Origin of the sequence: Paraburkholderia sp., assembly GCF_004298475.1 — a bacterium.
Taxonomy (GTDB): Bacteria; Pseudomonadota; Gammaproteobacteria; order Burkholderiales; family Burkholderiaceae; genus Paraburkholderia; species Paraburkholderia denitrificans.
On record NZ_SCRP01000031.1, the window covers coordinates 22,974 to 35,929 of the forward strand.

Annotated in this window: 13 protein-coding genes; 12 read left to right on the forward strand and 1 reads right to left on the reverse strand. The window is 64.0% G+C overall.

Annotation, left to right across the window (positions count from 1 at the left end; translation table 11 throughout):
* Positions 1–103: 103 nt before the first annotated feature.
* The 9 genes from EPN59_RS15030 (at position 104) to EPN59_RS15070 (ending at position 9,005) form a co-directional block, all read left to right on the forward strand.
* Positions 104–982: a xanthine dehydrogenase family protein subunit M gene (locus tag EPN59_RS15030; RefSeq protein WP_293040495.1), complete on the forward strand. Its 879-nt coding sequence runs from the start codon at positions 104–106 to the stop codon at positions 980–982.
* 19 nt (positions 983–1,001) lie between these two features.
* Positions 1,002–1,532 (forward strand): (2Fe-2S)-binding protein, encoded by a 531-nt coding sequence (locus EPN59_RS15035; protein WP_293040476.1) that lies wholly within the window; start codon positions 1,002–1,004, stop codon positions 1,530–1,532.
* A 17-nt stretch (positions 1,533–1,549) separates the two neighbouring features.
* Positions 1,550–3,964, forward strand: a complete 2,415-nt coding sequence (locus EPN59_RS15040) for an aerobic carbon-monoxide dehydrogenase large subunit (RefSeq protein ID WP_293046304.1) — start codon at positions 1,550–1,552, stop codon at positions 3,962–3,964.
* Between the two features lie 30 nt (positions 3,965–3,994).
* Complete coding sequence (locus tag EPN59_RS15045) at positions 3,995–4,609, forward strand: SRPBCC family protein (protein WP_293040482.1); 615 nt, start codon at positions 3,995–3,997, stop codon at positions 4,607–4,609.
* An 8-nt stretch (positions 4,610–4,617) separates the two neighbouring features.
* The gene (locus tag EPN59_RS15050; protein WP_293040485.1) at positions 4,618–5,514 is read left to right on the forward strand and encodes a MoxR family ATPase; all 897 of its coding nucleotides are present in this window, start codon (positions 4,618–4,620) and stop codon (positions 5,512–5,514) included.
* Positions 5,508–6,707, forward strand: coding sequence for a VWA domain-containing protein (locus EPN59_RS15055; RefSeq protein ID WP_293040487.1), 1,200 nt, complete (start codon positions 5,508–5,510; stop codon positions 6,705–6,707). Before EPN59_RS15050 ends, EPN59_RS15055 begins: the two co-directional genes overlap by 7 nt.
* Positions 6,704–7,747: an XdhC family protein gene (locus tag EPN59_RS15060; RefSeq protein WP_293046307.1), complete on the forward strand. Its 1,044-nt coding sequence runs from the start codon at positions 6,704–6,706 to the stop codon at positions 7,745–7,747. The genes EPN59_RS15055 and EPN59_RS15060 overlap by 4 nt, the downstream gene beginning before the upstream one ends.
* A 38-nt stretch (positions 7,748–7,785) precedes the next feature.
* Positions 7,786–8,391 carry a nucleotidyltransferase family protein gene (locus tag EPN59_RS15065; RefSeq protein WP_293034785.1) on the forward strand — a complete coding sequence of 202 codons (606 nt, stop codon included), beginning with the start codon at positions 7,786–7,788 and terminating at the stop codon, positions 8,389–8,391.
* 353 nt (positions 8,392–8,744) lie between these two features.
* A complete protein-coding gene (locus EPN59_RS15070; protein ID WP_293034787.1) occupies positions 8,745–9,005 on the forward strand; it encodes a hypothetical protein in 261 nt (86 codons plus the stop codon).
* 63 nt (positions 9,006–9,068) lie between these two features.
* Here the strand turns inward: EPN59_RS15070 and EPN59_RS15075 are convergent, their stop codons facing one another.
* Positions 9,069–9,404: a class I SAM-dependent methyltransferase gene (locus EPN59_RS15075; RefSeq protein ID WP_293046310.1), complete on the reverse strand. Its 336-nt coding sequence runs from the start codon at positions 9,402–9,404 to the stop codon at positions 9,069–9,071.
* Between the two features lie 65 nt (positions 9,405–9,469).
* Here EPN59_RS15075 and EPN59_RS15080 point away from each other — a divergent pair, with 65 nt between their 5' ends.
* From EPN59_RS15080 to EPN59_RS15090, 3 genes are all read left to right on the forward strand, one after another.
* Entirely contained in the window at positions 9,470–10,387 is a 918-nt protein-coding gene (locus EPN59_RS15080) for a LysR substrate-binding domain-containing protein (protein ID WP_293034791.1), read from the forward strand.
* 206 nt (positions 10,388–10,593) lie between these two features.
* Entirely contained in the window at positions 10,594–11,811 is a 1,218-nt protein-coding gene (locus tag EPN59_RS15085) for a CoA transferase (RefSeq protein WP_293034792.1), read from the forward strand.
* Complete coding sequence (locus EPN59_RS15090) at positions 11,808–12,803, forward strand: hydroxymethylglutaryl-CoA lyase (RefSeq protein WP_293034793.1); 996 nt, start codon at positions 11,808–11,810, stop codon at positions 12,801–12,803. Before EPN59_RS15085 ends, EPN59_RS15090 begins: the two co-directional genes overlap by 4 nt.
* Positions 12,804–12,956: the final 153 nt, after the last annotated feature.

Here is a 12,956-nt window from a genome sequence, read left to right on the forward strand (position 1 = left end):
CGGCGTTCGGCGACAGCAGACGACCGCTCGCGAATTCACATTGAATTGCTGCATTGCATTGTGAAATCCTCGACTTCATGCGGATCACAACAAGGTGGCTGATGTGATTCCTCGACCCTTCGACTATCACGCACCTCAAACCTTGCACGAGGCACTCGCATTGCTCGGCGAGCATGGCGAGACGGCGAAACTGCTCGCGGGCGGCCACAGCCTGTTGCCGATGATGAAGCTGCGTTTCGCGCAGCCCGATCATCTGATCGATCTCGGCAGGCTTGCCGAACTCAAAGGCATTCGCGAAGAGAACGGCGCGCTGTGGATCGGCGCAATGACGACCGAAAACGAACTGATCTGGTCTGAACTATTGCAGGCGCGTTGTCCGCTGCTCGTCGAGGGCGCGAGGCAGATCGCCGATCCTCAGGTTCGTTATCGCGGCACGCTGGGTGGCGATCTTTCGCACGGCGATCCCGCCAACGATCATCCTGCGCTGATGATCGCCCTCGATGCTTCGTTCGTCCTGCAAGGCGCGGACGGCGAGCGAATAGTGCCTGCCGACGGTTTCTTTGTCGGCGCCTACGCGACGCTGCTGTCCGCCGGGGAGATCATGACCGGCATCCGTATTCCGGTTCCCGCAGCCAGCACCGGTTATTGCTACGCGAAGCTCAAGCGCAAGACCGGCGATTTCGCCACTGCCGCAGCGGCCGTGACGTTGCGCGTCGCGGGCGGCAACGTCGAGCACGTGCGCATTGCTCTGACGAATGTCGGCGACACGGTGATCCGCGCGCTGGATGCCGAGCAGGCGATGACCGGCAAGCCATTCGACGCCCATGCGGTCGACGAAGCGGCCCGGCTCGCGATGGCAGCATGCAATCCTGCGCCCGATCTGCGCGGCGACGCCGACTACAAGCGCGCGATGGCAGGCGAGATGACCCGCAGGGCGCTCGACACTTCATACGAGCGTGCGATCGGCCCGACACGACCCTGAGCGGCGAGGAGATCACAAAATGGCCAGCAAGACGATGGTGTCGTTCACGCTCAATGGCGGCGAAGTCGATGTTGTCGTCGAGCCGCGGGAACTGCTCATTCATACGCTGCGCGAAAAATGCCGGCACACCGGGCCGCACATCGGCTGCGAAACATCGCATTGCGGGGCATGCACGGTCGATTTCAACGGTATGTCCGTGAAATCGTGCACGCTGTTGACCGTGCAGGCGCAAGGCGCGGATATCCGCACGGTCGAAGGGCTCGCGCAAGGCGGTGTATTGCACGCGCTGCAGGAGGGTTTCATGCAGGAGCACGGCCTGCAATGCGGTTTCTGCACACCGGGCATGTTGATGCGTGCGTACCGCCTGCTACAGGAGAATCCCGATCCGGATGAAGCGGAGATTCGCTACTGGATGGCCGGGAACCTGTGCCGCTGCACGGGTTATCAGAACATCGTGAAGGCCGTGCAATACGCGGCGCGCAAATTGCGCGGCGAAGCGGTCGAAAGCTCGCATCCGCTGATCGCGGCGGACGCGGCGCACGCGCAGTGACCTCCGGGAGAAACGTCATGGGCGATCAGGACGCCAATCTCGACCGGCTTGCAGCGCTGGAAGGCATGGGCTGCTCGCGCAAGCGCCGCGAGGATCCGCGTTTCATTCAGGGCAAGGGCACGTACGTCGACGACATCGTCATGCCGGGCATGTTGTTCGGCGCGATGGTGCGCAGTCCATATGCGCATGCGCGCGTAAAGCGCATCGACACATCGCGTGCGCTCGCGCATCCGGGCGTGCACGCGGTTCTTACCGCCGACGATCTGAAGCCGCTCAAGCTGCACTGGATGCCCACGCTTGCCGGCGATGTCCAGGCCGTGCTCGCCGACGAAAAGGTCTGCTTCCAGAATCAGGAGGTGGCGTTCGTCGTTGCCGACGACCGCTATGTGGCCGCTGATGCAGTCGAGCTTGTCGAAGTCGAATATGAGGCGTTGCCGGCGCTCGTCGATCCGCTGCGCTCGCTCGAACCCGATGCGCCCGTGATCCGCGAGGATATCCGCGACAGGAACACCGGAGCACATGGCGCGCGCAGACATCCCAATCATATTTTCACGTGGACGATGGGCGACCGCGACAAGACCGATCGCGTGTTCGAAAGCGCCGACGTCACGGTGAAGCAGGACATCCTGTATCCGCGCGTGCATCCCTGTCCGCTCGAAACGTGCGGCTGCGTCGCATCGTACGACAAGGTGCGCGGCGATCTCACGGTCTACATCACATCGCAGGCGCCGCACGTCGTGCGTACGGTCGTCGGGCTTTTGTCTTCGATTCCGGAATCGAAAATCCGCATTATTTCGCCCGATATCGGCGGCGGTTTCGGCAACAAGGTGGGTGTGTATCCGGGCTACGTGACTTCGATCGTCGCGTCGATCGTGCTCGGGCGTCCCGTGAAATGGATCGAGTCGCGCAGCGAGAACCTCTCCACCACCGCGTTCGCGCGCGACTATCACATGACCGGCGAACTCGCCGCCGACAAGGATGGACACATCAAGGCACTGCGCGTGCATGCGGTGGCCGACCATGGCGCGTTCGATGCGTGCGCCGATCCGACGAAATGGCCCGCCGGCATGTTCCATGTCTGCACGGGTTCGTACGCGATTCCGAATGCGTTCGTTTCGGTGGACGGCGTCTACACGAACAAGTTTCCGGGCGGCGTTGCTTATCGCTGCTCGTTCCGCGTGACGGAGGCGGTGTATGTGATCGAGCGGATGATCGACGTGCTCGCGCAAAAACTCGGCATCGACAAGGCCGAGATTCGTCTGCGCAATTTCATCCGCAAGGATCAGTTTCCGTACGCCACGCCGCTTGGCCTCGAATACGATTCCGGCGACTACGAAACCGCGTTCAGGAAGGTGCTAGCGGCGGTCGATTACGACGCGTTGCGCGCGGAGCAGGCACAGCGCCGCGCCGATCCGGACGCGGAGTGGCTGATGGGCATCGGCGTCGTGAACTTCACGGAGATCGTCGGAGCGGGGCCGTCGAAGATGTGCGACATCCTCGGCGTCGGCATGTTCGATTCGTGTGAGATCCGCGTGCATCCGGACGGCTCGGCCATCGCGCGCATGGGCACGATCACGCAGGGACAGGGGCACCAAACCACCTACGCGCAGATCATCGCCTCGGAGGCCGGTATTCCTGCATCGCAGATCGCGGTCGAGGAAGGCGACACGTCTACGGCGCCATACGGGCTCGGCACGTACGGCTCACGTTCGACGCCGGTGGCAGGCGCGGCCGTCGCCCGCGCTTCGCGCAAGATTCGCGAGAAAGCGCGCAAGATCGCGGCGCATCTGCTCGAAGCGAGCCCCGACGACGTGGAGTTCGATCTGGACCGCTTCGTCCTGAAGGGGTCGCCGGACCAGTTCAAGACCGTGAAAGAGGTTGCCTGGGCCGCGTACAACAACGTGCCCGAAGGAATGGAAATGGGCCTTGAAGCGGTGGACTATTATGATCCGCCGAATTTCACGTTCCCGTTTGGCGCTTACGTCTGCGTGCTCGACGTGAACCGCTACACCGGCGAGATCCGCGTGCGGCGCTTCTATGCGCTCGACGACTGCGGCACGCGAATCAACCCGATGATCATCGAAGGGCAGATTCACGGCGGACTGACCGAGGGCTTTGCGGTCGCGCTCGGCCAGGCGTTGCCGTACGACGAATCGGGCAACCTGCTCGGTGCGACGCTGCTCGACTATTTCGTGCCGACGGCGATGGAAACGCCGCATTGGGAAACCGACTTCACCGTGACGCCGTCGCCGCATCATCCGATCGGTGCGAAGGGTGTCGCCGAATCGCCGCACGTGGGCTCGATTCCGTGCTTCACGGCGGCCGTCGTCGATGCATTCGCGCATCTCGGCGTCACACATATGGACATGCCGCACAGCGCGTACCGCGTGTGGCAGCAATGCCGCGAACTCGGCTTGACGCGACCGGTTTGAAACGATTTGCGGCACGTGGGAGGGACGTGAATGAAAGTCGTACTCGACAGGGCCTTCCCGCTTGCGGCGGATGCGGACCTCGCCTGGCAACTGATGCAGGATATCGAAGCCGTGGCGGGTTGCATGCCTGGCGCGAAAATCACCGAGCGCATCGACGATACGCATTACAAAGGCACGATCACGGTGAAGCTCGGACCCGCGACGATGGCGTTCAAGGGCGATATCGAAGTGCTTGCGCTCGATGCCGTCACGCGCAGCCTGCACCTGCTTGGCAAGGGCACGGACGCGACCGGCAGCTCGGCCGCAACGATGGATCTCTCGGCCGCTGTGCAGCCCGAGGGTGAGACATCCACGCTCGCGGGCAAGAGCGAGGTCACGATGAGCGGCAAGGCGGCTGCAATCGGCGGCAGGCTCATGGGGCCGGTGTCCGAGCAACTGCTCAAGCAGTTCGTCGCGAACTTCGCGGCGCGGCTCGACGCGATGAAGGCGCAGCAGCCCGCATCCGGCGCGACGGATGCGGGCGCATCGGCTGCACCCTTCGTACCGCCCGCGCAACCCGCCGAACTCAACGGGTTCGCGTTCTTCTGGGCGATGATTCGCGACTGGCTGCGCGGGCGTTTCTCGCACAAGGCGCCCGGGCGTTGAATCACATCATGACGCCGACCGACCGCATGCCTGATGTCGTCACGCTGCAGGCGAGGCTCGCGAATCACGGCTTCATCGCCGAGCGCAGTTTTGCGGCCGCGCTGCTCTTGACGATGGAAATGCGCCGTCCGCTGCTGCTGGAGGGCGAAGCGGGCGTCGGTAAAACCGAAGTGGCGAAGGCGCTTGCCCGCTTGCTCGATGCGCCGCTGATCCGGCTGCAATGCTACGAAGGGCTCGACGCGCACACGGCGCTTTACGAGTGGAACTACGCGCATCAACTGCTGGCGATCAAGCTGTTCGAGCAAGAGGCGCGGCCGCTGCGCGACAAGGAGCAGGACATTTTCTCTGAGCGCTATTTGCTCAAGCGCCCGCTGCTCGAAGCGATTACGACAACGCCCGCGCCCGTGTTGCTGATCGACGAGATCGACCGTACCGACGAAGCCTTCGAAGCCTATTTGCTCGAACTGCTTTCGGATTTTCAGATCTCGATTCCCGAACTCGGTGTGATCCAGGCGACCGAACGGCCTTACGTGATCCTCACCTCGAACGGTACCCGCGAAATCTCGGATGCGCTGCGCCGCCGCTGCCTTTATCAATACGTCGACTATCCGTCGTTTCAGCGCGAGCTGATGATCGTGCGCATCCGTGTCCCTGAAGCGCCGGAAGCGCTCGCGCGCCAGGTCGTCGAATTCGTTCACGCGGTGCGGCAGATGGCGTTGCACCGCAAGCCTGGTCTCGCCGAGACGCTCGACTGGGTGGCGGCGCTGTTGCGCCTTGGCGTGAGTGCGCTCGATGAGGACGGCATCGAGCGCGTCATGGATTCCCTCGCCGCACTCGTGAAAACGCGCGAGGATCAGGACGGACTCACACGGCCTGTCGTCGAAAAGCTGGTGGCATCATGCTGAGCGGTCACGACCGCGTTGCGGCTCAAACGCACGCTCCCGATCTCGCCGATGCGCTCCTCGAGCGCTATGCCGGCTTCGCGGGATGGTTGCGCGCGAACGCATTTTGCGTGACGAGCGCCGACGTTGCCGATTCGATGGAGATCGCCCGGCGCATGGGCCAGTTCGACCGCGATCTGCTGCGCTGGAACCTGCGTGCGCTGCTGTGCTCGCGTGCGCAGGACTGGCGGCGTTTCGACGAGTTGTTCGATGCGTACTTCCGTGCACCGAACCGGCACGACCTGGCTGACGTGCGTGCGGGCGGCGCCGGGCCGCTCGCGCGCGACGAGACAGGATCCACGCCGCCCGACGCGCGCGAGGGCACGCCGGTCTCTCTCGCGGGATGCGGCAGCGCACCGGACGAGGGCGCGACGGCCGACGAAGGCGCCACGCAGGCCGATGCGCTCGCGCGCGCGGACTTCCGCCATCTGAACGATCGCCCCGAGCTTTTCGCCATCGATGCCGCGATCCGCCGTTTCGCGCGACGCCTGCGCGGAATCGAAACGCGCCGCGAGCAGCGTGCGAACGAAGGACGGGTCATCGATTTGCGCTGGACGATCCGCCGCAGCGTATCGCGCGGTGGCCTGCCGATCGACATCGGCTGGCGGCACAAGCGGCGGCAGCGCCCACGTATCGTGCTGATGCTCGACGTGAGCCGCTCGATGAGTCTCTACAGCTTTTTCCTGCTGCGGCTTGCGCGTGTGCTCGGCGAACACTTGCCCGACGTGCACAGCTTCGTCTTCCATACGCGGCTTGTCCGCGTCGATGCGGCGCTGCGCGATCCCGATCCCCAGCGCGCGCAGGAACGTCTGCATCTGATTTCCGAGGGCTGGGCTGGCGGCACGCGTATCGGCGAGAGCCTCGCTGCATTCAACCAGCGCTACGCGCCGCGCCTGCTGCATGCGCGCACGGCGGTCGTGATCGTCAGCGATGGCTATGACGCGGGCGATCCGGCGCTGCTCGGCGAATCGCTTGCCGCAATCCGGCGGCGTTGTCATTCGCTGGTCTGGCTCAATCCGCTCGCCGGACGCCCGGGGTTCGCGCCGGTCAGCGCGGGCATGCAGGCGGCGCTGCCGCATCTCGATCTGTTCGCAGGCGTGCGCGATCTTGCGAGCCTCGAACGCGTCTTTCCTCACATCCTCGGTGCGCTGCAATGAATGCCGAAACTTCCGAAACCGTTACGAGCACAGAAGACCTGCTGATGCTCGAACAGCAACTGATCGTTGCGGGCGCACCGTTCGCCGTGGCGACCGTGATCCGCGTCTCGCCGCCGACCTCGACGCAGGTCGGTGCGCAAGCGCTGGTGGAAGGCAACGGGACCTTGCATGGCTGGATCGGCGGCGGCTGTTCGCAGGCAATCGTGATCGAGGCCGCACGCCAGGCGATGCGCGCCGGTCAACCGAGGCGCGTGCGCATCAGCAACGAGCCCTCCGCGCACGATCCCGACGTCGAAGCGCACGCCATGCCGTGCGCGAGCAACGGCGCGATGGAGTTGTTCATCCAGCCGACCGTTCCGGCGCCGCTCGTGGTCGTGTTCGGTGCGACGCCCGCTGCGCAGGAGGCCTGCGTGCTCGCGCAACGCGTGGGCTTTCGGACCTGCATCGCGGCCGACATCGCGCGTGAGGGCGCGTCGCGCTACGACGCAGCGGCACTGGACCGGGCGGGCGCGTCGTTCGCCCTGATCGCGACACAAGGCGACGGCGACGAGGATGCGCTCGAAGCGGCATTGCGCAGCGGCGCATCGGCGGTGCTCCTCATCGCGAGCCGCCGCAAGGCCGGACGGCTGAGCGAGACGATGCGCCTGCGCGGCATCGACGACGCAAGACTGGCCGCATTGCATGCGCCAGCGGGGCCTGCAATTCACGCGCACACGCCGCAGGAGATTGCGCTCGGCGCGGTGGCCGGGCTTGTCGCGTTGCGGCACGAACTGGCGCAAGCTGCGGCGCTCGCGCGGCAAGGCGAGGTCGCTACGGAAGCCGTGCCGCCGCTGCCGCCGTGCGAGGCAATCGGCGCGACCGGAGCTGATGCGGGGCGCTACGTCAATCCGGTGTGCGGCATGAGCATCGAGATCGCGAAGGCATTGCACGTGGTCGAATATGCCGGTCGAAAGGTGTATTTCTGCTGCGACTGCTGCAAGGCTGAATTCGAGCGTGCGCCCGAACGCTACCTCGCTGCCGCATCGCAACGTTCGGATTAACGACATGAGCGGGGCCGATAAAAATAATGGATAGCCTATTGTTTTCAGCTGTCGTTTTGGCCGCGGGTTTTTCCTCCCGCATGGAAGGCCGCCACAAGCTGTTGCTGCCACTGGGTGGCGAACCGGCGGTGCGGCGCGTCGTTCGCGCTATCGTCGCTGCACAGCCGCAGGAAGTCGTGGTGGTGACCGGATTCAACGCGCCCGCCGTATGCGAGGCGCTGGAAGGCCTCGATGTGCGCATCCAGAACAACGCGCACTACTGCGAAGGGCAGATGACTTCGGTGGCGACTGGCGTGGGCGCGCTGCAAAAACCGTGCGATGCGGTGATGATCTGCCTTGCCGACCAGGTGCTGCTCGAGACCGCCGACTATCGGGCACTGGTCAAGGCCTTTGCGTTGCTGCCGTACGGTTCGATCCTGGTGCCGATGTTCAGGGGCACGCGCGGTAATCCGGTTATTTTCGCGGCGAGCTACGCATCGGAGGTCGTGAGCGGCGAATTGAATCCCGGTTGCCGCAAGCTGATCGCCGAACATGGCGACAAAGTCTCTATCCATGAGGCGTCCGATGACCGCTTCTGCATGGATATGGATACGCCCGCCGATTACGCGCGCATGGTGGCGCGGATCGAACCCGATGCGGGCTAATCGACGTGCGCGGGCGCGACGCCCTTCGTGCCAGTCAGTAAGCCGACGCCTCAAGCCGCAGGTTGCTCACGATGGTGTCGTTGCGGACGCAATTGACGCCGGTCATGCTCGATTTGCCATCGCGTGAAAGATCGCGGGCAATTTTGGGCCGCATTTCAGCCGGATAGTGGAAGCGGCGCTCATCCCGGTGCGTTTGAGACCATACAGTCAGGAAGGTTTGTGTAATTTGTGTGGCGCAACGTGCTACATATCCTCATTTAGATGCATGCCGCCATGACGAACGTCAAGATATGCATGCGCAATGCGCTGCGCAAACGGCGTTTCCAGGGAAGAATGCGGACAAAACTATCATCTTGACCATGCTTTACGGACCAAAAGACATGTCACTCAAAACGCCTTTGGAACCAGACGATCTCCCGCTCGTATGCACGGGTTACAGCGATATGGACGCGAAGCGGATGATGCAGAATGTCGCGGGAGCGCTTGCCGCAGTCGCCGTGGCAGTCGTCGTGGCTTCGGGGCCGCTCATCGTCGCAACGGGCGCACCGCTTTTTGCAGGCTTTTTCGCTGCTAAAGGCGTCGGGACGATCTGGGGCTGGCTGGACGATCTTTGAGGCTCTCCAGGCTGTCAACGCGCCGGACGCCTGGCGCATCGCCGGAATCGACAGCCGGAAATATCACTTCGTGCCAACGGCACAAATGAGCGGATGCGAAGGAACGTCGTTGCGGTTAATCGCAACGGACGAGAAACCCGCTTCAATCAGGCTATTCGTCAGCTTTTCGGGCCGGAAGGCGTCGTAGGGCGGGCGCTCCTTGTCACGCACCGTGACGGCTGCAAGGCCGCCACGCTTGACGACACGGTATAACTCGCTCAATCCACGCGCGGGCGCGGGCCAGAAGTAAATACAGTTGATCGAATAGACCTTGTCGAACGAATTGTCTGCGAACTGCAGATGATCGGCCGAACCGAGCGTGAGCCGTACGCGCCCCTCGGCGAGGGCGCAGGTTTGCAAACGGCCGATGACTTGCCGTCCAGTCTTTGCACATAATGGCGCCATGACTGTAGCCGGGCCAGGCCATGAACCTCCATCGTCTCGATCTCGTTTCTCTTTCGCTTTTCGCACTCGTCGTTCGCAGCGGCAGCATCAGCAAGGGCGCCGAGCTTGCACATCTAGCCGTCGGCGCCGCAAGCAGGCGCATCGCGGATCTCGAAACGGCCATCGGCACCGCGTTGTTCGATCGCCATTCCCGCGGCATTACGCTGACCGCAGCCGGTGAGGCGCTCATGCGCCACGCGCAGCGCATCCTGAACGACGTCGACGTGATGACGGCCGACATGTCCGAATATGCGGCGGGCGTCGTGGGCGTGGTGCGGCTCTGGGCGAACACATCGGCCGTGACGCAGTTTTTGCCGAAGGACATCGCCGCGTTCAACGCCGCGCGGCCGGAAATACGGATCGAACTCGAAGAGCAAAACAGCGAACAGGTTGCATTGGCGGTGGTGGACGGTGCAGCCGATTTTGGCATCATGGCCGACCAGATGCCGACGTTCGGCCTTCAAACCCTGCCATACCGGCGCGACCGGCTGGTTCTCGTCGTTCCCGCCGGCCATCCGTTGACGCAGCGAAGTTCGGTTTCTTTTGCCGACGCGCTGGAATTCGACTTCGTCAGCCTCTCACGCACCACCTCGCTCGCAAGGCGCCTTCATGCCGCTACCGCGTTTACGGGCGGTCAACTCAAGCTGCGCATCCAGGTGCGCAGCTTCGACGCGATGTGCCTGATGGTGGCGGCCGGACTCGGCATCGCCGTGCTGCCCGATGCCGCCGTGCGCCCGCATCTGCGCTCGATGGGTCTGCGCAAGATCAGCCTCACGGAAGACTGGGCCGTGCGCGAATTGCTCATCTGCGCGCGCGATCTCAGTGCGCTGCCGAAGCCCGCGCGGTTGCTCGTCAGGCATTTGACGGGCGACGCGCAAGATACGCTCACGACATCCTGATTTACCCTGGGTTCTGTCGAGCTTTCGCATTTCGCGAAAGCTCGATTCCGCACTGTTGCATTCCATGTACGCGACTGTGTGTGGAGAATGCGTCTACATCAACCGCATCTTTCCCCCCGATTTTTCCGCGATTTTTTGCGGATGAGGCTCAAGAACGCGGTCTGCAGTCTTCTCCGTCTTTCGCCCTATATCGAGGAGTTCTCCCCATGAGCGGCCAGCCTTCCTTTGCGGCAACGCCTTCCGCGCTCAAGGGCGTGCGTGTGATCGAAATGGGGCAGTTGATCGCGGGCCCGTTCGCCGGCAAGACGCTCGGCGAATTCGGCGCCGAGGTCATCAAGATCGAGCCGCCTGGCGCGGGCGACCCGCTGCGCAACTGGCGTCTCATGAAGGAAGGCACATCGGTCTGGTGGCAGGTGCAGTCGCGCAACAAGCGTTCGCTGGCGCTCGACCTGCGCGAAGCAGAAGGGCAGGACATCGCGCGCAAGCTGATCGCCGAAGCCGACGTGCTCATCGAGAACTTCCGTCCCGGCACGCTCGAAGGCTGGGGCATGGGTTATGAGCAACTGGCCGCGCTGAACCCCGGGCTCATCATGCTGCGCATCTCCGGGTACGGTCAGACCGGGCCGTATCGCGATCTGCCGGGCTTCGGCTCGATCGGCGAGGCGATGGGCGGGCTGCGTCATCTGACCGGCGAGCCTGGCCGTGTGCCGGTGCGCTGCGGCATTTCTATCGGCGATACGCTTGCCGCATTGCATGGCGTGATCGGCGTGCTGACCGCGCTCTATCACCGCGATGCGAATGGCGGCCAGGGGCAGGTCATCGACGTTGCGTTGCACGAGGCCGTCTTCAACGTGATGGAAAGCCTGATTCCGGAGTACAGCGCGTTCGGCGCGGTGCGCGAAGCGGCCGGTAGCGCGCTGCCCGGCATCGCGCCGTCCAACGCGTATCGCTGCGCCGACGGCTTTGTGCTCATCGCGGGCAACGGCGACAGCATCTTCAGGCGGCTGATGACGGCGATCGGCCGCAGCGATCTCGCCGACGATCCCACGCTCGCCAACAACGCCGGCCGTGTGGCGCGCGTCGAGGAACTGGACCGCGCCATCGAAGCCTGGACCGCACCGCGTTCGAGCGCGGACGTGCTCGCCGCGCTCAGCGCCGCGCGCGTGCCGACGGGCAAGATCTACACGGCTCGCGATATCGCCGAGGACCCGCATTTCCGCGCGCGGGACATGATCCTGCGGCAGACCACGCGCGACGGCTACGACATCGACGTGCCGGGCATCGTGCCGAAGCTGGCGGCAACGCCGGGTTCCGTGCGCACGTCGGCACCGAAGCTCGGCGACGATACGGACGCGATCCTGCGCGAGATGGGACTGGCGGAGAGCCGGATTGCCGAACTGCGCGCGAAGGGAGCTATCGCATGACGATCTGGAACGGTGAACGGCGGCGCGTCCATCTGCAGGAAGTCGGTACGCGTGACGGCTTTCAGGCAGAAAAAACGTTCGTTGCGACGGACGAAAAGATCGCGTTGATCAACGCGCTGTCGCATACCGGAGTATCGAAGATCGAAGTGACGGCGTTTGTCTCGCCGCAGGCGATTCCGGCCTTGCGCGATGCAGAAGTCGTGCTCAGCGAGATCGAGCGCGTGCCGGGTGTCGTCTATACGGCGCTCGTGCCCAACGTGCGTGGAGCCGAACGCGCGATCGAGGCGCGCGCGGACGAGCTGAACCTCGTGATGTCGGCAACCGTGAGCCACAACGTATCCAATCTGCGCATGACGCGCGAACAGTCTTTTCGCGGCTTGAAACAGGTTGCCGCGCTCGCGCGCGATGCGGGGATTGCGGTTAACATCTCGCTCTCGTGCGCCTTCGGATGCCCGATGGAAGGCGACGTACCGGATGCCGAGGTTTTCTTGTGGGTGCAACGTTTCGTCGAGGAAGCGGGCGCGCACGGCGTGACGCTGTGCGACACGACCGGCATGGCGTATCCGCAGCAGGTCGAAAGACTCACGGCGCAGTGCATCGCGCGCTGGCCGGAGACCGGGTTCACGCTGCATTTCCACAATACGCGCGGCATGGGACTCGCGAATGTGCTCGCGGCGATCGATGCGGGCGCAACCCGTTTCGACGCGTCGCTCGGCGGCATTGGCGGTTGCCCGTATGCGCCGGGCGCGAGCGGTAATGTCTGCAGCGAGGAAATCGTGCACGCGCTCGAACTGATGGGCTACGACACGGGCGTCGATCTTGGCGCGCTCCTCGCGGCGTCGAAGCGCCTGCCCGCGCTGATCGGGCATGACACGCCCGGCCAGATCGCAAAGGCGGGGCGGCGGCTCGATCTGCATCCTCGGCCTGCGGATTTCGACGCGATCCTCGCGCGGGCCATCGAGCGCGAAGCCGTTTCTCGCCTGCAGGGCTGACGTGCTTTATTTATAAAAAACATCGAACATCAATCAGGAGACGACATCATGCAAACCACCTCTGGCGCTCAGCCGCCGCATTCCGCCGCAAGCGCGCATAGCGCATATAACGGCACGACCTCACCCGGTTGAAAGCCGAAGCGGGCAGCGCCC

Coding starts and splice junctions, on each gene's coding strand:
- EPN59_RS15035 (WP_293040476.1), top strand. CDS start 1,002: ATGGCCAGCAAGACGATGGTGTCGTTCACGCTCAATGGCGGCGAAGTC.
- EPN59_RS15040 (WP_293046304.1), top strand. CDS start 1,550: ATGGGCGATCAGGACGCCAATCTCGACCGGCTTGCAGCGCTGGAAGGC.
- EPN59_RS15045 (WP_293040482.1), top strand. CDS start 3,995: ATGAAAGTCGTACTCGACAGGGCCTTCCCGCTTGCGGCGGATGCGGAC.
- EPN59_RS15050 (WP_293040485.1), top strand. CDS start 4,618: ATGACGCCGACCGACCGCATGCCTGATGTCGTCACGCTGCAGGCGAGG.
- EPN59_RS15055 (WP_293040487.1), top strand. CDS start 5,508: ATGCTGAGCGGTCACGACCGCGTTGCGGCTCAAACGCACGCTCCCGAT.
- EPN59_RS15060 (WP_293046307.1), top strand. CDS start 6,704: ATGAATGCCGAAACTTCCGAAACCGTTACGAGCACAGAAGACCTGCTG.
- EPN59_RS15080 (WP_293034791.1), top strand. CDS start 9,470: ATGAACCTCCATCGTCTCGATCTCGTTTCTCTTTCGCTTTTCGCACTC.
- EPN59_RS15085 (WP_293034792.1), top strand. CDS start 10,594: ATGAGCGGCCAGCCTTCCTTTGCGGCAACGCCTTCCGCGCTCAAGGGC.
- EPN59_RS15090 (WP_293034793.1), top strand. CDS start 11,808: ATGACGATCTGGAACGGTGAACGGCGGCGCGTCCATCTGCAGGAAGTC.